The following is a 19,891-nucleotide window of genomic DNA, read 5'->3' as shown; positions in this document are numbered from 1 at the left end:
CTTGACCCTATACCTGCTATATGGTTTTCAATTGCCAGAATTGAACCTGATAGGAGAGGCGGATCATGAGCTCGTGTGAAAAATCCTGTGGCTGCGGTTCAGTGTCAGCGCCTGCTGAAGCAGCGAGCGCGCCCTCGACCGAAGGAGCCTGGGTCAGCCATTTTTCTGTACCCAAGATGGATTGCCCTTCGGAAGAGCGAATGATTCGGCTCGCGCTGAATAGCTTGCCTGAGCTTCGTTCGTTGTCCTTTGATCTGAGCAGCAGGCAGGTACTCGCTTTCCATGACGGGGCGGTTGACCCAATCACTACCAAGCTGGAGTCCCTGGGTCTAGGGGCAGCGCTACTGGGGACTCAACCAGCTAGTCAGGAAGCAGCCTCGACCAATCGCGCTGATGAGGAATTAGCGGCGTCGAAAGAGGCGAGCACCCTGAAAATTTTGCTCGGCATCAACGCTGCCATGTTTGTTATCGAGATGGGCGCAGGGTTGATCGCTCAGTCGACGGGCCTTATTGCCGACTCGCTGGACATGTTTGCGGATGCTGCCGTCTATGGCTTGGCTCTCTTTGCCGTCGGCCGCAGTGCACAGCTGCAAGTTCGCGCTGCGCACCTGGCGGGTTTCTTTCAGATCCTGTTGGCACTGGGCGTACTCGTGGAGGTGGCTAGACGCTTCCACTATGGCAGCGAACCTGAGTCGATGCTGATGATGGGGATTGGCTTAGTTGCACTCGTCGCAAACGCCAGCTGTCTCTTGATGATCTATGGCCATCGCGAAGGCGGTGCACACATGAAAGCGAGCTGGATTTTTTCGGCCAACGATGTGCTCGCGAACATTGGCGTTATCGTCGCCGGCGCGCTGGTTGCGTGGACGGGCTCTCCCTACCCAGACTTGGTGATTGGTACGGTCGTTGGCCTCATCGTATTGAACGGTGCGCGCCGAATCCTGGCATTGAAAGCCTGACCAACCGATCCTGTATTCCATCGCGATGGGCTCACTTTCTACAAGTGAACATCAATGGTACGGACAGTCCAATAAACCTTCGTTTGTTGGACTCCACGCTCTGAGCAGGCAATTCCCACGCAAACCCGCATCGTTGGCATCCAACTACAGTCTCCATCTTTCAGTATCCGACTACACTGAACTATCGCTGAATAGTTGGACAACGCCATGTTGATTGGATATGCCCGCGTCTCGACCGACGACCAACTCCTCGATCTGCAACGCGATGCTCTGGCGAAGATCGGCTGCGAGCGGGTGTTCGAGGATACCGCCAGCGGTGCCAAGGCTGAGCGGGTTGGCTTGACCGCTTTGCTGGCCACGCTACGCCGTGACGACACCGTGGTGATTTGGCGCCTGGATCGCCTCGGCCGCTCGCTGAAGGATCTGATCCGGCTGGTTGAGCAATTGGACGCCGCCGGCGTCGGCTTGCGCAGCTTGCAGGAAAACATCGACACCGCCTCGATTGGTGGCCGCCTGGTGTTTCACCTGTTCGGTGCCTTGGCCGAGTTCGAACGCAACCTAATCCGCGAGCGCACCCAAGCCGGCTTATCCGCTGCACGGGCGCGAGGCCGCAAGGGCGGACGCAAGAAACGGCTCGACCCGGCCAAGCAGGAGCTTGCCCTGCGCCTCTACCATGAGCGGAAACATACCGTGGCGGAAATCTGTCGGATGATGGGCATCGGCCGCTCGACGCTCTACAACTATCTCACCGAGGCCGAGCGTGATGCCCAGCGGGCGGCGTAAAGCCATCCCGACCGATTCGCTGATGCAGTTGCGGCAGCGGCTCGACCGTCTGCCCAAGAAAAGCCCGGAACGGATTACTCAGGTGGCCGCGATAGCCGAGTTGTACGGCGTGTCCCCAAGCACCGTATACCGGGCGCTGAACCTCATCCATAAACCCCACGCGGCTCACCGCGCCGACCATGGTAAGCCGCGGGTATTGCAGCAGGCCGAGCTGGAGCGCTACTGCGAGCTAATTGCCGCGCTGAAACTGCGCACCACCAACAAACAAGGGCGGCACCTATCTACCCGCCGTGCCATCGAGCTGCTGGAGGGCTATGGGGTGGAAACCGAGCAAGGCTTGGTCAAGGCGCCCAAAGGGGTTCTGACCCGCAGCACGGTGAACGAGTACCTAAGCCGCTGGCACCTGGACCAGTCGCGGCTGTTGCGGCAACCACCGGCCACCCGCTTTCAGGCTGCGCACAGCAATGACTGCTGGCAGTTCGACCTGTCGCCCTCCGACCTCAAGCACATCGATAAGCCGGACTGGATCGATCCGGCTAGGGGCATGCCGACGCTGATGCTGTTCAGCGTGGTGGATGACCGCAGCGGAGTGGCCTATCAGGAGTACCACTGTGTATATGGCGAGGACGCGGAGTCAGCGCTGCGCTTCCTGTTCAACGCCATGACGCTGAAGGCGGACCCGACTTTTCCCTTCCAAGGCCGCCCGAAGATGATCTACCTGGACAACGGCCCGGTGGCCAAACGCCGAGTATTCCAGAACGTCATGCAGGCGCTGGACATCGAATGGCAGACACACATCCCGGCCGGCAAGGATGGCACCCGCACCACGGCTCGCTCGAAAGGCAAAGTGGAGCGCCCCTTCCGCACGGTGAAGGAAGCCCACGAGACGCTGTATCACTTCCACAAACCGGAAACCGAAGCGCAGGCCAATGAGTGGCTGCTGCGTTATCTGGTGCGCACCTACAACGTGCAGGATCATCGCTCCGAACCGCATTCGCGGATTGAGGACTGGCTGGCCAACCTGCCCGTCGAGGGCCTGCGCGAAATGTGCACCTGGGAACAGTTTTGCCGCTTTGCCCGCGAGCCGGAACGACGCAAGGTCGGCGTCGATGCCCGCGTCACCATCGACGGCACGGCCTACGAGGTGGAGCCCGACATGGCGGGCGAAACCGTGGTGTTGCTCTGGGGCTTGTTCGATGACGAACTCTATGCCGAGTTCGAGGGGGAGCGCTTCGGACCTTACTACCCCGTCTCCGGGCCAATTCCCCTACATCGTTACCGCGCCTTCAAACGCGGCAAGGCGGATGAGCGCTCTGATCGCATCCGCTTGCTAGCCGGCCAGCTTGGCCTGCCTATCGCCGCATTGGCTGGCGACGATGTGCGACTCACACCCTCTATTATTCCGACGGCACTGCCACGCCAACCCTTCGATGCCGAGGCGCACGAATACCGGTTTCCCAATGCCATCGCCGCCAAGCTCGCCATTGCCGATGACCTAGCGCAGCCGTTGGCTAAGCTCTCTCCCGACGATCAAGCCTTCATCCATCAGGTGCTGAGCGAAACCCTGACACGCCGCATTGTCTTGGAGCGCGTGCGGGGCTACTTCCGCCATAAGAAAACAGGAGAAGAACATGCGGGCTGAAGTAATGCAGCACTACGGACTGGCGTTGCCACTGAACCAGGCCGGCTATTTTGAAACCGCCCACCATCAGCAGTTGATCAAGGACATCAAGGGGGCGATCTTCGAAGGACGGCTGATTGCACTGTGCGGCGTCATCGGCAGCGGCAAGACCGTAATGCTGCGCCGGCTTCAACAAGCGATGGAAGAGGAAAAGAAGATCACGGTCTCCAAGTCTCTCGCCATTGAAAAGCACAGCATCAAGCTGGCCACTTTCATCGCAGCGCTCTTCTATGACCTCTCCACCGAGAAGCAGGTACGCATCCCCACCCAGGGCGAAAAGCGTGAGCGTGACCTACGCGAGTTGGTGAGGAAGAACAAGCGCCCGGTCGCCCTGTTCGTCGATGAGGCCCATGACCTCAACGGCCATACCCTGACCGGTCTTAAGCGTCTGATGGAGCTGGTGGAGGACGGTGACGGGCGGCTGTCGATCGTGTTGGCCGGGCATCCCAAGCTGCGTAACGACCTGCGCCGACCGACGATGGAGGAAATCGGCTACCGCACCGACATCTTCTCGCTCGATGGCATTGCTGGCAGTCAGCGGGAATACATTCAGTGGCTGCTGGAAACCTGCACTGCGGGGAAGGTCGAACCCGAGTCGATTCTGACCGAAGACGCGATCGACCTACTCGCCACTTAACTGCGCACGCCACTGCAAATCCAACTGCACCTCAGCCTGGCACTGGAAGCCGGCTACCTGACCGGCGAGAAACCCGTTTCGGCGGAACTCGTGCAATCGGTGCTGTCGCGCCAACTGGATGATCTGGAGCCAACCCTCACTCGTCACGGCTACCGCATCAAGGATCTAGTGGAGCAATTCGATGCCAAACCCACCGAAATCAAGGCTCTGTTCAGTAATGCGCTAGACCCGGCGCGGGCGGTTGAGTTACGTGACAAGATGCTGGCAGCGGGCTTGCCTATCTGAGTCCTGTCATTTGCAAATAATGCAGGCTGGCGACGATGGAATGCAGGTCGGCGCGGATCAATGCAGGCTCATTCGCAGTTAATGCTGGTTTGCCGGGCCGGTCAGTCGCAGTTAATTCCGGTCGAAAATCGTATTGATTGCAGGTCGGGACGTTTTTAAATGCAGGCCGCTACAGGTAGCGTTGCACCACGCAAAGAGGATGAGCTTTCACTCGTTCAAGATGAGCGAATGTGAATAGGAGGCGCTGCGCCAGGCCATGCGGGCCGATGTGAGACGCGCGGGATGATTTTTCAGGCAGCCGCGGTACTAGGTCTCCTAGGGCGCCGGTTCAGGAGCCGGCGGCGATACATCTTTGAGTGCCTTCAATTGGCCGGCAGCTTCTGCTAACTGTTCCTGCAGGTTCTGTGCTCGTTGTGTTTGCGCTGTGTAGGCTTCATCGAGTTGAGTCACTTCTCCTTGCAGAGCCTGACATTGTCTATCCAGCGTTTCATTCGTGCGCTTTACGCTGGCCAGCGAGGTGTGAGCGCTCTCTAAAGCCTTATCCCTCTGCGTGAGAAGCTGCTCCAGTGCATGCTGATCTTTCAGATGCTGCCGTGCCTCAGTGACCAGTCGTGCGTTGTCGCGATTCAGCTGCGTTAGCTCGTCCTGCTTGACCATAAGCGTTTGCTGCAGCTGACGTATCTCAGCCTGAAGCTGAGTGGCCTGAGTTTCATGACGGCGCTGCTCTTGCTCACGCTGCTCTTTACTGGCTTGACGGTAATGCTCCATACCGTTACGAGCGTGCTGATGCATGTCTTCGAGCGATTGGATTCGCTCATCGCGCTCCTTTACTCGTACCTCCAGGTCCCGCAGGGATTGCACCATGCGAGCATTATCGATTTCGACTGCTTGCCGTTGTAGTTGCTCTTGGTGAATCAAATCCTGAGCTGTTTGCAGCTGTAGTGCCAGGCTCGAACTCTGTGATTCGAGCTCGCGCATTCTGCCTTCGAGTACGGCCGATTGCTGTTGTACTGCCGAGCGTTCGCGCTGCAGCGTTTCGTGGGCCTCGGCCACCGACTGCTGTGCCTCTTGTTTCAGTTGATCCAGCAGTTGGCCCATCAAATTCGTCAGCGGTCCGCTCAGCCTATCTTCCGACAAAGCAGGCTTGCTCTCAGCCTCCAGCTCCTTCAGATAACGGTGGATAGTGGTCTTGGAGCCCGTGTTTCCTAACTCGATGCGCACCGCATCAATACTGGGGTGGGCACCGCGGGCGAGGAGGTCATTCCGCGCTTTCTGCACAACAGCTTTGTTGATTCCACCACGGGCCATGACGGAGCCTCCTGACAATTTCGTTCTGTGGTACATACCATGTAGATACATAGCACTTTATCAAGAATTTCCCTTCTTTTCTGCCAATAATCTAGAATTGGGTAATCACGAATTATCCAAGGTGAAGCGCCATTTTCGTCGTTTGGTAGTCGCTCACCGGTACACCAAGGGGATGCGCTCAGATGAGCCAGGAGATTGAGCGGTACCTGCAGGCCGGCACCCGCGCCAACACGCGGCGCAGCTACCAGCAGGCGCTTGAGCACTTCGAGGTGACTTGGGGCGGCTTCTTGCCGGCGACCAGCGATGCCATCGTGCGCTACCTGGTCGACCACGCCGCCACGCTGTCCAGCAACACGCTCAAGCTGCGCCTGGCAGCCCTGGCGCAGTGGCATGTCAGCCAGGGTTTTCCGGATCCAACCAAGACCCCACTGGTCCGTCAGGTCCTCAAAGGCATCCGTACGCTGCATCCGCGTCAGGAGAAGCAGGCCGAACCCTTGCAGCTCCGCCAGCTCGAGCAGTGCGTGTTGTGGTTGGAGCGGACTGGCGATCAGGCCCGTGTCGAGGACGACTGGCCGCGGATGCTGCGCTGTTGGCGTGACCGCGCGTTGATCCTGATCGGCTTCTGGCGCGCGTTTCGCAGTGACGAGTTGTGTCGCCTGCAGGTCGAGCACATCCAGGTGCGGCCCGGGGAGGGGATGCAGTTATTCCTGCCCTGGAGCAAAGGGGACCGGGATAGTCTCGGCCAGACTTTCAGTGCGCCGGCGCTGGCTAGGTTTTGCCCCGTACAGGCCTACGTCGACTGGATCAGCCTGGCCGGCATTGCGCGGGGACCGGTTTTTCGCAGCATCGACCGCTGGGGACACCTAGGCGAAGAAGGCCTACATTCGAACAGTGTCATTCCGATCCTCCGCGCCGTACTGGAGGCGGCAGGACTGCCTGCTGAGCTCTACAGCAGTCATTCGCTGCGCCGTGGCTTTGCCACCTGGGCTACTCGTAGCGGCTGGGACCTCAAGGCGCTGATGCAGTATGTCGGTTGGACCGATGGGCAATCCGCGCTGCGCTATGTCGAAAGTGTTGGAATGTTTCCTGGGCAGCTGGGGCTCCCGCAAACCTTGACCGCTGGATCGCTCATCTACCCAGAGAAACTGCCTTAGCTACTCATTGGGTTATCCAGCTACTGTCTGTGGCGGGAATTCGCAAAAAACTAACAGCGCCAAGAGGCTGAACGTAGCCCAGCTAATGAGAAGTCCAGTGCTCCACAAACCCTATCTTCTACTTGAGCTTGCCCCCGACCGACGCAAGCGCAAGCGCCAACTGGGTAGGATAGTGACTGACGTTCCGCTTCGCTCTGAAGGAAGGTCTACGGACCATACCGAGATCTACTCAATCATCTGGATGCTTCGGACTGACTGCCCCAAACAGATGCAGCCGATCAAGGTGGTTCACTCGGACCGTCCAGATATTCAACTTCAGTGCGCAAACTTAACGATTGGGATCGAAATCACTGAGGCCGTTTCCAGTAACAACGCCAGCATGGATCGGTTGCGCGAGACAGAACCGCATCTGTGGCGAACACCTGGTGACGATATCGCCATCTTCTTTCCGCGCAGGGCAGGCGTGGGCGAGGACAAGCTCACAGCCAAAGCCCAGCGCCAACTGATAAGGGACAATCAACCCGGTGAGCCATGGTGCGGCAATGGCGCCGAGAGCTGGGCCGAAGCGATGGCATACTTCGTGTCGCAGAAGATGAAGAAAGCAGATGGTTACGTCCGATTCGACCAGAATTGGTTGCTTATCTATGACAACTGGAATGAGCCTGGCCGTCGAGTTGAATTGGCGGACGCTGCCCTTGACCGCATATTCCAGACGGAGGGAGTCTTCAACACCTTCGACAGGGTAATGATCCAAGATGGCCATTCCCTAGCGAGTTTCTGCGCATCAGGCATTCGCAGGCAGCGGAGGCCCCGGCACGGCAGATAACTGAGCCGTCGGACCTCAACCAGAGGGTTGTCATGATGAAGAAGCTTATTGAGCAAGTTGGACTGCCCCAGAGCCATTACCACCTGCACCTAGCGATCATGACGGGGCTCCCCGCTGAGCTAACCGCTTGTCTGGGTGAGGTGCTGGGTGTTGATTCCGGCACCGTAGCAGCCTGGATCGGAAAGGCTCCGGAGGCCTCCCTCATGACGCCTGCTGAGGGCGATGCGTTTTGCCGACTCGCGGGCCTGGCCGACGTGCTGATCAACGTGCTGGAGGCAGATCACGCCGCAGCGACTCGCTGGCTTACGTCACCCAATATCGCGTTAGGAAACCTGCAGCCCGTCTCCCTGCTGAGCAGCGAGGCCGGTGGGCGGGCTGCACGCCAGGTGTTGCTCGCTATCGAGCACGGTCTGCCGGCCTGACTGAATCGCCGATCAGGTCATCTTCAAGCGGGCCTTGGCGGCGGAACTCTACATCCAGTGGAGTCACCAGCGGCCACCGAGCATGGATCCAGGCGTACTCCGCCGGCGGGTCCGTGGTCACCACGTAAACACGGCGTTCATCACCTTCGCCAATCACCAAGCACTCTAGGGCGCAGCCTTCTTGGACGTCGAACCAGTGCGAAGGGCGGTTCTTCTCTCCTGGCTTTCCTTCCTTCTCCATAAAGCGCTGCACCATCCCAAAGCCGCGGCGAGGCCGATACTTCCTCCAGCCGCCGGCCTGTACGGTGTGGAATCGAGCCCAGCCGCCTTCAGGTCCTGTCCCCGGTTCGTCCTGCCGCCGCCCCCAATGAATCCATTCGAGCTGACTACTGTCCTCGAACAGCACCGGTATCGCTGCCTTGGGGTTCGGGAAGTAGATCTTCCAGACCTTGTCTGCCTCGCGGGCCTCTACACCACCGCACATAGCCGATCCTCCATTGTGGGCCGCTGCTCAAACGCCTTGCTAACCATGTTCTAGACTGCCCGTGCATGACGCACATTCTCTCAATCGAAAAGGACTTTCGCATGGGCTACCTGAGCCTCACCCGCCGCGATGGCGAGAACATCCGTTTGACCATCGACCCCGGCGTCGACGCCGACAAGCTGTTAAAGCAGCTACTGCGCGACGGTATAACGATCCGCATCGACACCAGGGGGCAAGGGGCTGTTCGCGTGGGCATCGAAGCCCCCAAGCAGGTAGGCATCTACCGTGAAGAGTTGCTCGACGTCTGAGTGCCTCCTGTCGGTGGAAACCACTCCCCGATTGACCACTCCGGAACCTTCGCAAATACTGTTTACATATACAGTATTTGTTGGATGTTCCGATGTCATCTCTCTCGATACTCGCCCGCAGCGAGCTAATCCGCGAGCGCCTGCTTACCGATGTGGCCGCAGGCCTCCGCATTACTGGCTTTCAATCGCCCGCAGACGATGAGAAGGAGAGGGGGCTTTCGCTAGATCTCCTGACCGATCTCGGCGCCCCTCACATGTGGCCGGTGCGAGTGTTGGATATGAGCCTGGTGGGGTTCGGCATCTTCCAAGGTGACAGGCTGGTCATTAACCGTGCAGCGGGCCATGTGGATGACCGCCTGGTGATCGTCGACTTGGGCAGCGAGGGCTACCAGGTGCGCTGGGTCGTGAAGGATATGTTTGGCGGCCGCTGGTTGCGGGCTGCCGAGTCGCATATTCAAGATGTGCAATTAGATGGTGAGGTGCCTATCGAGGTGTGGGGAGTGGTGCGCTTCATACTCAGCAAGGTGGCTGAGTGAGTACCTCCGCACGCGTGTTCGCGTTGGTCGATTGCAATTCTTTCTACTGCAGCTGTGAGCGCATCTGCCAACCGCAGCTCAAGCGCCGGCCCGTCGTGGTGCTGTCGAACAACGATGGATGCGTGATTGCTCGTACTTCGGAGGCCAAGGCTCTGGGCATACCTATGGGGGCGCCGTTTCATGACGTCCGCAAGCTGATACGTGAACATGGTGTCGCTGTCCGGTCCAGCAACTACACGCTCTATGCCGACATCAGCAACCGCGTCATGCGAGTGATGGCTGACATGCTGCCCGGCATCGAGGTGTATTCCATCGACGAGGCCTGGGGAGACATGACGGGCGTCGAGGACCTGGAGGGACTTGGGCGGAGCATTCGCCAGCGCCTGGCGCGCGATATAGGCATGCCTGTGGGGGTAGGCATCGGCACTACCAAGACGTTGGCGAAGCTGGCCAATTGGGCCGCGAAAAAGTGGAGGGGTACCGGTGGTGTGCTCGATCTAACCGATCCGGTTCGCCAGGAAAAACTGCTGCGTCTCGCGCCGGTGAGTGAGGTGTGGGGCGTTGGCCACCGCTCCGCGGCGAAGCTGGCCGCGTTGAACATTTCTACTGCCTGGGATTTGGCGCAGTTCGATGTCGGTACGCTGCGAAAGACTTTTGGCGTGACCATGGAGCGTACGGCGCGTGAGCTGCGTGGCGTCAGTTGCATCGGTTTCCACCAGGGGCCGCCACCCAAGCAAGCCATCTGCTCGAGCAAGATGTTTGGAACCCGCCAAACGGAGCTGCCGCCAATCCGTGAGGCGCTAACCTCGTATGTCACTCGTGCAGCGGAGAAGCTGCGAAAGCAGCAGTCGCTGTGCAGCACTATCCAGGTTGGCCTGCAGACCCAGCTGGCGGACCTCAAATGTCCTCGTTATGCCAATGCCATCACCCTGGCGCTGCCGGCGCCCACTGACGATACCCGTGAGATTCTCGCGCTGGCCCAGCGTGGCTTGGGCCAGATATATCGCCCAGGATTTCCGTTCTCGAAGTGTTCCATCCTGCTGATGGATCTGTGTCAGCGCGGAGAGGTGACTGCAGATCTATTCACCCCGAGCCCGCGCCCAGGTGCCGAAAAGCTGATGACAGTGATCGACAGCATCAACGAGCGGGAAGGGAGGGGCGCTGTGCGTTTTGGCCGAGTGCCGAAGAAGCCAAAGTGGGCCATGCGACGGGACATGCTGAGCCAACGCTATACGACCTGCTGGGATGAGCTGATTGGCGTGCGAGGATGAGTTCGCCTGTCAACGAGGTGCTGGCGATCATGGCCGGGGTAGGTGAGACTGACCGCATCCGGCTTTCTGGGGAATGGAAATGACAATGCCAGATGAGCGCTCACGCGCGGTGGTACAAACTCGGGATTTCCTCGTCAAGTTGTCCCGGGATAGCAGCCTGCCCGAGCAGGTGCGGAATGATGCCAAGTTTCTGTTGCGCCACTTCCCTTCGCGAGATGACGTGATCCTCGCCGGGAGAATAGAAGAGCAATCGGAGACCTTGCCATTGGGGGCTATGGGGCCAGTCTTCAGCTCCACATTCAAAGAGTTCGTTCCGACTTCAGCCGGCCAGAAATGATAAAGGCGGCCTTAGGGGCCGCCTCGAACCAAGTTTCATCACCGGTACAACGCCCGGGAGAGGAAGCTCTTGGGCTGCGCGCATAGGATAGCTGGCTGGGGATCGCGAAACCAGATTATTTCGCTGGATGCTTCGGGGCTGCGCCGTCCCACGTGTTCACAAGCTCATCTATCCGATCGGGAATCTGCGGCGACTTACTGAGCACAAGGCAGCGGGTGGAGCCGATATATTCTTCGATGAGGTAGAGGCTGTCCCCGACGTCGACACCCAGCTCCTGAAGTACCTCATCGGGAATGCGGATGGCACCGTCGCCATCCCAGTCCTCAATCACCACCTGCCTCGACTTCATCTGCACATGCCTACTCAAGTGACAAGCTGCCTTTCAGGCTCGTGATTTCTCGTTGGATCTTTTTCAGCAGCTCATCAGGCTTTAGTCCAGGTGTTTGCCTTTGATAAGCCAGAACCAGAAGCGTCAGAGGGTGGATGCCGACAACCTCGGCAATCTGCTCAACCTTTTCGATGGATGGCTTCCACTTACCGCGCTCGATCGCGCTGATGTAGCTCTGACTGGGGCCCAACCCTTCCTGAGGTAGTTCCCTCGAATTTCGTAGATTCTTGATCACCAGACCAAGGGCTTCGTTGAGTTCCATTTTGCTGTCTCGCAAAAGGAACGATGAAGCCTTTTTAGCGTCTCTGGGGCTATGCTATATATAGCTTAAAAGAGGATGTGCTGATGTTTATCACGTACAGGCGCGCTGAAATCGCGTATCCGCCGCTGCTTGGGGAGGACACCCAAATGTGGCGATTCGTCGAGTTCGAGGAGCATCGCCCTTGGTTCTACGTGATGGTGAACCGGCGCCAGAAGGCAGCAGCGTGGAGAACGATGCTTCTAATACCATCAGAGGATGAGCTTGAGGACATGCTGAAAAGGCGCACAGCTGGGACGCTGATCGAAGCGATCCAGGTTGTACTGCCTGCACGCCTGAATGGGTCCGCTGATTGGACGATGGAGAGGCTGACAGAGCTGGTAAGGGTCTATGACCAGGACGAGCGAGTCTTGGGTTACGACTTCACGACAGCTTCAGGCCATACGTATTCTCAGAGAGAATGCCGGCATGCGTTGGACGCGGCGAAGCATCAGGTCTACAGCTCTTCAATGTGTTCGGCCTGAGGTGCGAATGGCCATCGCCGAGAGATTTGGCTCTCAATAGGTACTGCGCGGGAGGCTTGCTTCAAGACGTTAGCGGTAAATCTGTATGAAACCACTCCACGAGTTGATCCTGGAAGCTAGTCAGCGCTTTCCAGAAGGCCAAGTGTTTACCCCAGAACTATTTCTGAATTTAGGAAGCCGTGCCGCAGTATCGCGATGTCTGTCCCGCTTGGTACACCGTGGACGCCTGATGAGGGTGTCGCGCGGATTGTATGTGGTACCAGTAGCCACAAAATACGGCCCACATGGCTTCCTTCCTCCAAGACCGTACAAGGTCATCCAATCGCTAGCTGCTGTCACGAACGAGGTCATTGTTCGGCACGGGGGTTATGTAGCGAATGCGCTAGGTCTGACGACTCAGATGCCTTTGCGCGAAATTTTCCTAACCAACGGCCAAGCTCGCACGCTTCGGTTTGGCGCGTATCAGGTTGAAATCAGATGCGCACCTGCATGGCTAATGTCGCTTGGAGCGACGCTGGCTGGGGATGCAATTCGGGCGCTGCAATGGATGGGTGAGCCCAGTGCAACGAAGGCTGTGGCAAGGCTTCACACCTTGTTGCCTGAGAGCGAATGGCAGGCTCTGGAGTCAGTACAAGGATCTATGCCTGGCTGGATGGCTGATGCAATCTGTGCTCAGTCGAAGCGTGCTTGATCCGTTGAGCCGCATCCCTATGTGACTACTTCGCTGACTTTCTTGGCTGCGTGAGGCCGCGGCTGAGCACTCCCAGCCACAAGCGGACTGCGCAAAATCTGCGTCCAGAAATGGGATTCTATAATCGCTCTATAATTGACTATAAAGACCTATAAAGCTCGTCCTAGAGCGCCTAGTTGCCTTTGTCGCTTCTGGAATTCAGATTGATTGCCTGAAATATTACTACCTGCCTGGGGCAACCTAGCGTCGGGACGAACGACGATCAGTTGCGAGGCGAGCTTTCCATAGGACTAGGTCAAAAGTGGCCGTTCGCGATTTACTGAGAACGTGCTACTGGCGATCTTCAATCCTCGATTGGTGCGGATTGCGATGGGAGGCTGAAGCTTGCCAGCAGGCTTGTGGCCACCAGAACAGCCATTGCCGCCAGCAAGGCTTGTGGCCCTAGCCTATCCACTGCGATTGCGGCCACGACCGGGCCGGTGGCTTGAGCGATCAGCATGGGGCGGGCCAGTAGCCCCATTCGCGCTCCGTATCCTTCTTTGCCGAAAAGCACCAAGGGCAGCGTGCCGCGAGCGATGGTCAGAATGCCGTTGCCAGCTCCATACAGCGCCATCGCTACAAAGGCCAGCCATGGCGCACCAGGCATCAACATGACGATGCCAACACCACTCAGCAGAATGGCTCCTCGTGCCGGCCAAGTCGGATGTAGGTTGCGGCCTATGGAAAACTCCGCGAGGCGGCCCACTACCTGTGCCGGCCCGATCACCATGCCAATGGCGAGCGCGGTGACAGAAGCGATTCCTAGCAGTTTCAGCACATCAAGCAGGTGAACAGAAACGGCAGAAACCACTAGCGATTGAAGCGTCAGGAGTAGCGCCAGCAATAGAAAGAGCTGTCGGTACTCTGGTGATGGTGGTGGAGTATTTGCCGCCTGAGCATGGCTGCTCTGCGCAGCTATTGAAGCTTCTTTGGGTACCACCACGAGGTAGATTGGCAGCCCGATAAATAGATGAGCTCCTGCTAGCACGAAGCAGCTATATCGCCAGCCAAGCTCGTGTTCCAGTCCCGCAATCAGGGGCCAGCCCAACGTACTGGCGAAGCCGCCAAGAAGGGTCAGGCCAGTCATCGAGGTACGCGCGCCGTCCCCGAGCAAGCGGCCCAGGGTGGAAAACGCGGCGTCGTACAGGCCCGCTGCCATCGCCGCACCGATGCAGGTCCAAGCCAGGTAGTAGACGAGCAGATGGCCGGCCACTCCCATCAGAAGTAGCCCCAACGCCATCAACAGCGAACTGCTGGCCAGGACGGGCCGCCCCCCGTGGCGATCAATCTGGCGGCCTGCCAGTGGTGAGCAGATGCCAGCGACCAGCAACCCCCAGGACAACCCTGCCACGACACTGGTCAGCGACCAGCCCATGCCTTTGGAGATTGGTGTCGCCAGTATGGCCGGCAGATAGTACGTCGTGCTCCAGGCCAGTATCTAGGCGATACCCAGGGCCCAGACCAGTTTGACTCGATTGATCGTTGGTTGGCGGCTTTCAGGTTGGGTCACGGAAAGGGCTCTAATTGTCATGACTGCAATGCGGTACCGCTCAAGCTTGTCGGCGCGGCCTGCAGGTAACGCAGCAGATGCTTGAGGTTGTGCTCGATGTCTGGGCCGACTCCGCGCAGCGTGGCCGAGGCGAAGTTGCGTTGTTTCGGCAGACCCACGAAATACAGGCCGGGAACACGAGTAGCGACGCCATGCCGTTGTAGTACGTTGCCTCGATCATCCATCACCGACAGGCCTTCGAGGAAGGGCAGATTGGGACGGAAGCCCGTTGCGAATATCAGACTATCAATGCGCTCTACTTGCCCATCAGCCCAAACGACGCCGGAGGGCGTCACCTGGTGGAACATAGGGCGCTGGCTGTAGCGACCGGCCTTCAATGCCCGTCGATAAGTTCCATCGTCCAGCACCGGCGTGCTCTGGTCGCTGAGCCAGCGGGTTTTACCCAAGCCCGTCCACTTCAGCCAATCATGGAAGTCGGCACCGAGTATGCGTTGGGGCATAAAGCGGATGGCCTCGCGCGTGGCCAGGGTGACTTGCGCCACTTGTGCCAGCTCGTGAGCAATCTGCACCGCTGAGTTGGCCGCGCCAATAACCACGATGCGTTGCCCTTCGAATCCGGCAGAGTTGCGATATTGCGCACTATGCAGGCGCGTGCCGCCGAAGCTGTCGAGCCCCGGGATATCTGGCGTGTACGGTCGACTGAAGGCTCCTGAGGCCAGTATCAGCGCCTTGGCGAGAAATTGCTGGCCATCAGCCGAGTCCACGCGAAACACAGTTTCTTCGCGATGCACTGCAGCCACCCACGTGTTGAGGCGAATCGGCAGCTGGAAGCGCTCGGTATACTGCTCGAGATAGCTCACCACTTCGTGTCGCGACGGGTAGTGCTTCGCTGGTCCAGGGAATGCCATGCCAGGTAGCGAAGAGTAAGCCGCCGGTGAGAACAGCTTCAGGCTATCGTAGTAGTTGTGCCAGTTCCCGCCCGGACGCTGCTGTTCATCCAGGATGAGGAAATCCAGTCCCTGTTGGCGCAGATGCCAGCCTGCCGCCAAGCCGGCTTGCCCGCCGCCAATGACGATGACATCGATAATCCGGCTATTTGCGTTCATTTATGCGCACCCATGCACGTATTTAAGGAAATGAAAACTCAGGGCTGGCTGCCCGGGCAGCAGAAGGGAGCGATGGCCTTGGTGTGCTGCAGGATGTCTTCCAGCCTCTTGATGATGGCCGGCCCATCGACCTCGTAGAACACCTGGCGGCCTAACTTGGCCGAGCGAACGATGCCGGCCTCAAGCAGCACCTGGAGGTGACGAGAAACCACGGAGCGTTCTTGCGGTAGCTCCGCTGCGATCTCGGTTACGTCAGCGCGGCCTAGCTGCATGACGCGCTTCAACACCGCCACTCGCGGCGGCTCGCAGAGAGCCTTGAAGAACGCGCTGTCGAGCGAGTCGATGGCCGCTTCGATGGCCTGAGTTCGGAGAGTTGTGCTGCTGTTCATGCGGAACAATATATGTGCATGCTTATGCACATGTAAAGCCTAGGGTCGAACTCTCTTGTGGTCGCTTTACAGTTCATATGGAAATCCATATATTCGTTTAAGCGAATATATTTAGGTGTTCTCGATGAGCAACAAAAGCAGTGTGCTGTTCGTGTGTGTGGCCAATGCCGCCCGGTCTCAACTGGCCGAGGCCTTGCTGCGACATACCGACTCCGAGCACTTCGAGGCTTTCAGTGCTGGCACCGAGCCTGGCGGGGTCGACCATCGGACGATTGAGGCGCTGGAGCATCTTGATGTGGCTGCCCAAGGTTTGCGCAGCAAGTCCATCGATGAGTTCGAGGGGCAGCGTTTCGACTACGTCATCACCCTGTGTGACAAGTCGGCGCTGGAATGTCAGGTGCTCCCCGGCGCAGGCGAGGTTCTCGCGTGGAACTTTGAAGACCCAGTTACGAGCACCAAGCCGGAAGCATTCCGCCGCACCCTTCATGAGATCCATGAACGCATCAAGATGTTCGTCTTGGTAAAAACCAAACGCTGAGGTCGCGATGGCTGAGTCCCTAACCCCCGTCACCGTTTTCAAATGCCTGGCTGACGAGACGCGAGTGCGCGCCATGCTGCTGATCGTGGAGGAGGGGGAGCTTTGCGTGTGCGAGCTGACCTGTGCGCTCGATGAGAGCCAGCCGAAGATTTCGCGCCATCTGGCCCAGCTCCGCACCTGTGGCCTGCTTGAAGATCGCCGGCAAGGCCAATGGGTGTACTACCGCCTGCACCCCGAGCTGCCGGAGTGGGTCCTGCAGATCCTCCAGGCTACGCACGCGGCGAACCGCGCCTTGTTCGGTGAAGACCCTCAGCGTCTACAGCAGATGGGTGATCGCCCGGAGCGGGCAGCAACCTGCTGCTGACACCGATTGAACGTCCCCCAGACGGGGGCTAGTACCTGATTTAGTAGGAGTAACCATGCAAGACGACCTGTTGCCCAACCTGGATGTCGACCTGGCCGACCTGCCTACACCGGATAAGCTCGGCGTCGAGTCAGCTTCAGCCCATCCGCCGCGCATCCTGTTGCTGTACGGATCTACCCGCGAGCGTTCTTTCAGCCGCCTGCTGACCGAAGAAGCAGCACGCTTGCTGCAACGCTTCGGTGCCGAGACGCGCATCTTCGATCCGCGTGGCTTGCCGCTGCCGGACGATGCTCCAGATAGCCACCCTAACGTGCAGGAGCTGCGCGAGCTGATGCAGTGGTCCGAAGGCCAGGTGTGGTGTTCCCCGGAGCGTCACGGCTCGATGACCGCCGTGTTCAAGGCGCAGATCGATTGGGTGCCGCTGGCCATTGGCGCGGTTCGCCCGACCCAGGGCAAGACCCTGGCGGTGATGCAGGTATGCGGTGGCTCGCAGTCATTCAACGTGGTCAACCAGCTGCGTGTACTCGGCCGCTGGATGCGGATGTTCACCATCCCCAATCAGTCCTCTGTGCCCAAGGCTTACCTGGAGTTCGACGCGGACGGCCGAATGAAGCGGTCCTCGTTCTACGACCGGGTGGTGGATGTGATGGAGGAGCTGGTGAAGTTCACCCTGCTGCTACGTGACCGCTCCGACTACTTGGTTGACCGCTATTCCGAGCGCAAGGAGTCGGCGGAAGAGCTATCTAAGCGTGTCAACCAGCGCTCCATCTGATTAACCCGTTCGACTCAATTCAAGACCTTTTACGCGAGACCGCACCATGACGATCAAAGTCGGTATTAACGGATTCGGCCGCATCGGCCGCCTGGCCCTGCGCGCTGCTTGGAACTGGCCCGAGCTGGATTTCGTGCAGATCAACGACCCGGCCGGCGATGCCGCCACCCATGCTCATCTGCTGAACTTCGACTCGGTGCATGGCCGCTGGCAGCATGAGGCGGGCAGCGATGGTGAGAGCGTGGTGATCGACGGCAAACGCATTCGCGTCAGCGCCAACAAGGCCATCGCCGATACCGACTGGAGCGGCTGTGACCTGGTGATCGAGGCCAGCGGCAAGATGAAGACCGTCGCCGTGCTCCAGGCCTATCTGGATCAAGGCGTGAAGCGCGTGGTGGTCTGCGCACCGGTCAAGGAGCAGGGCGCGCTGAACGTGGTGATGGGGGTCAACCAGCACCTGTTCGACCCGGCGCAGCACCGCATCGTCACTGCCGCGTCCTGTACCACCAACTGCCTGGCGCCGGTGGTCAAGGTGATTCACGAGAACCTGAGTATCCGCCACGGCTCGATTACTACCATTCACGACCTGACCAACACCCAGAGCATCCTCGACACCCCGCACAAGGATCTGCGCCGCGCTCGCGCCTCCGGCATGAGCCTGATCCCGACCACCACCGGTTCGGCCACGGCCATTGCGGAGATCTTCCCCGAGCTGCGCGGCAAGTTGAACGGCCACGCCGTGCGCGTACCGCTGGCGAACGCCTCGCTGACCGACTGTGTGTTCGAGGTAGAACGTGCGACCACCGCCGAAGAGGTCAACGCGCTGCTTAAGGCCGCCGCAGAAGGTCCGCTGAAGAACATCCTGGGCTATGAAGAGCGCCCACTGGTGTCCATCGATTACCGTACCGATCCGCGCTCTTCGATCATCGACGCGCTGTCTACCCTGGTGGTGGCTGGCACCCAGGTGAAGATCTACGCCTGGTACGACAACGAGTGGGGGTACGCCAACAGAGCGGCGGAGCTGGCTCGACTGGTCGGCGCGGCGGAGTAAGCAGCGATCATGAAGGCGTTGTCAGCCCTGTCTGCGGAAGTGCGTCAGTACCTGTTGGTTACCGGCAACTACTGGGCTTTCACTCTCACCGACGGCGCGTTGCGCATGTTGGTGGTGTTGCACTTCCACACCCTGGGCTACACGCCGCTGCAGATCGCTGCGCTGTTCCTGTTCTACGAGATCTTCGGCGTCATCACCAACCTGGTGGGCGGCTATCTCGGCGCGCGTCTAGGCCTCAACCGCACCATGAACATTGGCCTGGGCATGCAGGTGCTGGCCTTGCTGATGCTGACAGTACCGGCCGCCTGGCTGACAGTGCCCTGGGTAATGGGCGCCCAGGCGCTGTCTGGCATCGCCAAGGATCTCAACAAGATGTCCGCCAAGAGTTCGATCAAGCTCCTGGTGCCGGACAATCAGCAGGGCACGTTGTACAAGTGGGTGGCCATCCTTACCGGCTCGAAGAACGCGCTCAAGGGCGTGGGCTTCTTTCTCGGCGGAGCGCTGCTAGCCTTGCTCGGTTTTACTGGATCGGTGTTGGCCATGGCGGCGGTGCTGGCTCTGATCTGGCTGGGCAGCCTGGTGCTGCTGAAGAAGGATCTGGGTAAGGCCAAGGCCAAGCCGAAGTTCCGCGATATGCTCTCCAAAAGCCGGGCGATCAACATCCTCTCGGCCGCGCGGCTGTTCCTCTTCGGCGCTCGCGACGTGTGGTTCGTGGTGGCGCTGCCGGTGTACCTGAGTACCGTATTCGGTTGGGACTTCTGGCTGGTGGGTAGCTTCCTCGCCGCCTGGATCATCGGCTACGGCATGGTGCAGTCCTTCGCCCCTAGCATCACCGGCAAGAAGAGCGGACACGTGCCGGATGGCCGCGCTGCCTTCTCCTGGGCTCTGGCCCTGGCCGGTTTGCCGGCGCTGATCGCACTGGGTCTGAGCACTGGCTGGTCGGCACAGACGGTATTGCTGGGTGGGCTGATGCTGTTCGGCGTGCTGTTCGCGGTGAATTCGTCGCTGCACAGCTACCTGATCGTCAGCTATGCCAAGGAGGACGGGGTGTCCCTGGACGTGGGCTTCTACTACATGTCCAACGCCTTGGGTCGCCTGATTGGCACGCTGCTCTCGGGCTGGGTATTCCAGCAGTACGGGCTGGGGGCCTGCCTGTGGGTGTCCAGTGGCTTCGTGCTGCTGGCGGCGCTAATCTCCGTCGGGCTGCCTCGGCACCAGATGCCCTCCTGATGAGGCGGGCGTCTTGGCTTGTCTGATGCTTCGATGCAA

The 19,891-nt window shown here is 59.2% G+C and carries 24 protein-coding genes and 1 pseudogene; 18 read left to right on the top strand and 7 right to left on the bottom strand.

Annotated features, from left to right (window positions below; translation table 11 throughout):
- Window positions 1-65: 65 nt before the first annotated feature.
- The 4 genes and pseudogenes from FFS62_RS12620 (at window position 66) to FFS62_RS12605 (ending at window position 4,345) form a co-directional block, all read left to right on the top strand.
- Window positions 66-959, top strand: a complete 894-nt coding sequence (locus FFS62_RS12620) for a cation transporter (RefSeq protein WP_033902376.1) — start codon at window positions 66-68, stop codon at window positions 957-959.
- Between the two features lie 207 nt (window positions 960-1,166).
- On the top strand, window positions 1,167-1,742 hold the full coding sequence (locus FFS62_RS12615; protein ID WP_033902375.1) for a recombinase family protein: 576 nt from the start codon (window positions 1,167-1,169) through the stop codon (window positions 1,740-1,742).
- A gap of 4 nt (window positions 1,743-1,746) precedes the next feature.
- Complete coding sequence (locus tag FFS62_RS12610) at window positions 1,747-3,384, top strand: DDE-type integrase/transposase/recombinase (protein WP_200876640.1); 1,638 nt, start codon at window positions 1,747-1,749, stop codon at window positions 3,382-3,384.
- Window positions 3,374-4,345: pseudogene (locus FFS62_RS12605) on the top strand (ExeA family protein). Before FFS62_RS12610 ends, FFS62_RS12605 begins: the two are co-directional and overlap by 11 nt.
- A gap of 315 nt (window positions 4,346-4,660) precedes the next feature.
- Here the strand turns inward: FFS62_RS12605 and FFS62_RS12600 are convergent.
- Window positions 4,661-5,653 (bottom strand): DNA-binding protein, encoded by a 993-nt coding sequence (locus FFS62_RS12600; RefSeq protein WP_137973154.1) that lies wholly within the window; start codon window positions 5,651-5,653, stop codon window positions 4,661-4,663.
- A gap of 182 nt (window positions 5,654-5,835) precedes the next feature.
- Between FFS62_RS12600 and FFS62_RS12595 the strand changes: the two genes are divergently transcribed.
- From FFS62_RS12595 to FFS62_RS12585, 3 genes are all read left to right on the top strand, one after another.
- Window positions 5,836-6,807: a site-specific integrase gene (locus FFS62_RS12595; RefSeq protein WP_137973153.1), complete on the top strand. Its 972-nt coding sequence runs from the start codon at window positions 5,836-5,838 to the stop codon at window positions 6,805-6,807.
- A gap of 97 nt (window positions 6,808-6,904) precedes the next feature.
- The gene (locus FFS62_RS12590) at window positions 6,905-7,633 is read left to right on the top strand and encodes a hypothetical protein (RefSeq protein WP_137973152.1); all 729 of its coding nucleotides are present in this window, start codon (window positions 6,905-6,907) and stop codon (window positions 7,631-7,633) included.
- Between the two features lie 32 nt (window positions 7,634-7,665).
- The gene (locus FFS62_RS12585) at window positions 7,666-8,055 is read left to right on the top strand and encodes an antitoxin Xre/MbcA/ParS toxin-binding domain-containing protein (RefSeq protein WP_137973151.1); all 390 of its coding nucleotides are present in this window, start codon (window positions 7,666-7,668) and stop codon (window positions 8,053-8,055) included.
- Here FFS62_RS12585 and FFS62_RS23240 read toward each other — a convergent pair.
- Complete coding sequence (locus tag FFS62_RS23240; protein ID WP_178084354.1) at window positions 8,030-8,539, bottom strand: hypothetical protein; 510 nt, start codon at window positions 8,537-8,539, stop codon at window positions 8,030-8,032. The two genes, FFS62_RS12585 and FFS62_RS23240, sit on opposite strands and share 26 nt — an antisense overlap.
- A gap of 101 nt (window positions 8,540-8,640) precedes the next feature.
- Between FFS62_RS23240 and FFS62_RS12575 the strand changes: the two genes are divergently transcribed.
- The 4 genes from FFS62_RS12575 (at window position 8,641) to FFS62_RS23430 (ending at window position 10,991) form a co-directional block, all read left to right on the top strand.
- Window positions 8,641-8,847: a carbon storage regulator gene (locus FFS62_RS12575; RefSeq protein WP_171016322.1), complete on the top strand. Its 207-nt coding sequence runs from the start codon at window positions 8,641-8,643 to the stop codon at window positions 8,845-8,847.
- Between the two features lie 92 nt (window positions 8,848-8,939).
- A complete protein-coding gene (locus FFS62_RS12570) occupies window positions 8,940-9,383 on the top strand; it encodes a LexA family transcriptional regulator (RefSeq protein ID WP_137973149.1) in 444 nt (147 codons plus the stop codon).
- Window positions 9,380-10,654 (top strand): Y-family DNA polymerase, encoded by a 1,275-nt coding sequence (locus FFS62_RS12565; RefSeq protein WP_137973148.1) that lies wholly within the window; start codon window positions 9,380-9,382, stop codon window positions 10,652-10,654. Before FFS62_RS12570 ends, FFS62_RS12565 begins: the two co-directional genes overlap by 4 nt.
- Before the next feature lie 73 nt (window positions 10,655-10,727).
- The gene (locus FFS62_RS23430; protein WP_137973147.1) at window positions 10,728-10,991 is read left to right on the top strand and encodes a BPSL0761 family protein; all 264 of its coding nucleotides are present in this window, start codon (window positions 10,728-10,730) and stop codon (window positions 10,989-10,991) included.
- A gap of 115 nt (window positions 10,992-11,106) precedes the next feature.
- Here the strand turns inward: FFS62_RS23430 and FFS62_RS12555 are convergent, their stop codons facing one another.
- Window positions 11,107-11,340 carry an AbrB/MazE/SpoVT family DNA-binding domain-containing protein gene (locus FFS62_RS12555; RefSeq protein WP_137973146.1) on the bottom strand — a complete coding sequence of 78 codons (234 nt, stop codon included), beginning with the start codon at window positions 11,338-11,340 and terminating at the stop codon, window positions 11,107-11,109.
- 10 nt (window positions 11,341-11,350) lie between these two features.
- Entirely contained in the window at window positions 11,351-11,641 is a 291-nt protein-coding gene (locus tag FFS62_RS12550; RefSeq protein ID WP_137973145.1) for a helix-turn-helix domain-containing protein, read from the bottom strand.
- Between the two features lie 83 nt (window positions 11,642-11,724).
- Here FFS62_RS12550 and FFS62_RS23175 point away from each other — a divergent pair, with 83 nt between their 5' ends.
- Window positions 11,725-12,162: a hypothetical protein gene (locus FFS62_RS23175; RefSeq protein ID WP_171016321.1), complete on the top strand. Its 438-nt coding sequence runs from the start codon at window positions 11,725-11,727 to the stop codon at window positions 12,160-12,162.
- An 85-nt stretch (window positions 12,163-12,247) separates the two neighbouring features.
- Entirely contained in the window at window positions 12,248-12,853 is a 606-nt protein-coding gene (locus tag FFS62_RS23425) for a DUF6088 family protein (protein ID WP_137973144.1), read from the top strand.
- 343 nt (window positions 12,854-13,196) lie between these two features.
- Here the strand turns inward: FFS62_RS23425 and FFS62_RS12535 are convergent, their stop codons facing one another.
- The 3 genes from FFS62_RS12535 to FFS62_RS12525 form a co-directional block, all read right to left on the bottom strand.
- The gene (locus FFS62_RS12535) at window positions 13,197-14,267 is read right to left on the bottom strand and encodes an MFS transporter (protein ID WP_371920124.1); all 1,071 of its coding nucleotides are present in this window, start codon (window positions 14,265-14,267) and stop codon (window positions 13,197-13,199) included.
- Window positions 14,268-14,419: 152 nt separating this feature from the next.
- The gene (locus FFS62_RS12530; RefSeq protein ID WP_137973143.1) at window positions 14,420-15,508 is read right to left on the bottom strand and encodes an NAD(P)/FAD-dependent oxidoreductase; all 1,089 of its coding nucleotides are present in this window, start codon (window positions 15,506-15,508) and stop codon (window positions 14,420-14,422) included.
- A 38-nt stretch (window positions 15,509-15,546) separates the two neighbouring features.
- A complete protein-coding gene (locus FFS62_RS12525; protein WP_137973142.1) occupies window positions 15,547-15,897 on the bottom strand; it encodes a helix-turn-helix transcriptional regulator in 351 nt (116 codons plus the stop codon).
- Window positions 15,898-16,021: 124 nt separating this feature from the next.
- Here FFS62_RS12525 and FFS62_RS12520 point away from each other — a divergent pair, with 124 nt between their 5' ends.
- Genes FFS62_RS12520 through arsJ form a run of 5 tightly spaced genes read left to right on the top strand, consistent with a single transcriptional unit; the run spans window position 16,022 to window position 19,852 of the window.
- Window positions 16,022-16,435, top strand: a complete 414-nt coding sequence (locus FFS62_RS12520) for an arsenate reductase ArsC (RefSeq protein ID WP_137973141.1) — start codon at window positions 16,022-16,024, stop codon at window positions 16,433-16,435.
- Window positions 16,436-16,442: 7 nt separating this feature from the next.
- Entirely contained in the window at window positions 16,443-16,799 is a 357-nt protein-coding gene (locus FFS62_RS12515; protein WP_137973140.1) for a metalloregulator ArsR/SmtB family transcription factor, read from the top strand.
- A gap of 55 nt (window positions 16,800-16,854) precedes the next feature.
- Window positions 16,855-17,571 carry an arsenical resistance protein ArsH gene (arsH, locus tag FFS62_RS12510; protein ID WP_137973139.1) on the top strand — a complete coding sequence of 239 codons (717 nt, stop codon included), beginning with the start codon at window positions 16,855-16,857 and terminating at the stop codon, window positions 17,569-17,571.
- A 46-nt stretch (window positions 17,572-17,617) separates the two neighbouring features.
- Complete coding sequence (locus FFS62_RS12505; protein WP_137973138.1) at window positions 17,618-18,622, top strand: ArsJ-associated glyceraldehyde-3-phosphate dehydrogenase; 1,005 nt, start codon at window positions 17,618-17,620, stop codon at window positions 18,620-18,622.
- A gap of 9 nt (window positions 18,623-18,631) precedes the next feature.
- Window positions 18,632-19,852, top strand: a complete 1,221-nt coding sequence (arsJ, locus tag FFS62_RS12500) for an organoarsenical effux MFS transporter ArsJ (protein WP_137973137.1) — start codon at window positions 18,632-18,634, stop codon at window positions 19,850-19,852.
- Window positions 19,853-19,891: the final 39 nt, after the last annotated feature.

Source organism: Pseudomonas sp. F(2018) (assembly GCF_005508865.1).
Lineage (GTDB): Bacteria > Pseudomonadota > Gammaproteobacteria > Pseudomonadales > Pseudomonadaceae > Aquipseudomonas.
The sequence above is the reverse complement of the archived record's forward strand: the minus strand, read 5'-3'. Positions and strand labels throughout refer to the sequence as shown.

Coding starts and splice junctions, on each gene's coding strand:
- FFS62_RS12620 (WP_033902376.1), top strand. CDS start 66: ATGAGCTCGTGTGAAAAATCCTGTGGCTGCGGTTCAGTGTCAGCGCCT.
- FFS62_RS12615 (WP_033902375.1), top strand. CDS start 1,167: ATGTTGATTGGATATGCCCGCGTCTCGACCGACGACCAACTCCTCGAT.
- FFS62_RS12600 (WP_137973154.1), bottom strand. CDS start 5,653: ATGGCCCGTGGTGGAATCAACAAAGCTGTTGTGCAGAAAGCGCGGAAT.
- FFS62_RS12595 (WP_137973153.1), top strand. CDS start 5,836: ATGAGCCAGGAGATTGAGCGGTACCTGCAGGCCGGCACCCGCGCCAAC.
- FFS62_RS12585 (WP_137973151.1), top strand. CDS start 7,666: ATGATGAAGAAGCTTATTGAGCAAGTTGGACTGCCCCAGAGCCATTAC.
- FFS62_RS23240 (WP_178084354.1), bottom strand. CDS start 8,539: ATGTGCGGTGGTGTAGAGGCCCGCGAGGCAGACAAGGTCTGGAAGATC.
- FFS62_RS12575 (WP_171016322.1), top strand. CDS start 8,641: ATGGGCTACCTGAGCCTCACCCGCCGCGATGGCGAGAACATCCGTTTG.
- FFS62_RS12570 (WP_137973149.1), top strand. CDS start 8,940: ATGTCATCTCTCTCGATACTCGCCCGCAGCGAGCTAATCCGCGAGCGC.
- FFS62_RS23430 (WP_137973147.1), top strand. CDS start 10,728: ATGGAAATGACAATGCCAGATGAGCGCTCACGCGCGGTGGTACAAACT.
- FFS62_RS12555 (WP_137973146.1), bottom strand. CDS start 11,340: ATGAAGTCGAGGCAGGTGGTGATTGAGGACTGGGATGGCGACGGTGCC.
- FFS62_RS12550 (WP_137973145.1), bottom strand. CDS start 11,641: ATGGAACTCAACGAAGCCCTTGGTCTGGTGATCAAGAATCTACGAAAT.
- FFS62_RS23175 (WP_171016321.1), top strand. CDS start 11,725: ATGTTTATCACGTACAGGCGCGCTGAAATCGCGTATCCGCCGCTGCTT.
- FFS62_RS23425 (WP_137973144.1), top strand. CDS start 12,248: ATGAAACCACTCCACGAGTTGATCCTGGAAGCTAGTCAGCGCTTTCCA.
- FFS62_RS12535 (WP_371920124.1), bottom strand. CDS start 14,267: ATGGGCTGGTCGCTGACCAGTGTCGTGGCAGGGTTGTCCTGGGGGTTG.
- FFS62_RS12530 (WP_137973143.1), bottom strand. CDS start 15,508: ATGAACGCAAATAGCCGGATTATCGATGTCATCGTCATTGGCGGCGGG.
- FFS62_RS12525 (WP_137973142.1), bottom strand. CDS start 15,897: ATGAACAGCAGCACAACTCTCCGAACTCAGGCCATCGAAGCGGCCATC.
- FFS62_RS12520 (WP_137973141.1), top strand. CDS start 16,022: ATGAGCAACAAAAGCAGTGTGCTGTTCGTGTGTGTGGCCAATGCCGCC.
- FFS62_RS12515 (WP_137973140.1), top strand. CDS start 16,443: ATGGCTGAGTCCCTAACCCCCGTCACCGTTTTCAAATGCCTGGCTGAC.
- arsH (WP_137973139.1), top strand. CDS start 16,855: ATGCAAGACGACCTGTTGCCCAACCTGGATGTCGACCTGGCCGACCTG.
- FFS62_RS12505 (WP_137973138.1), top strand. CDS start 17,618: ATGACGATCAAAGTCGGTATTAACGGATTCGGCCGCATCGGCCGCCTG.
- arsJ (WP_137973137.1), top strand. CDS start 18,632: ATGAAGGCGTTGTCAGCCCTGTCTGCGGAAGTGCGTCAGTACCTGTTG.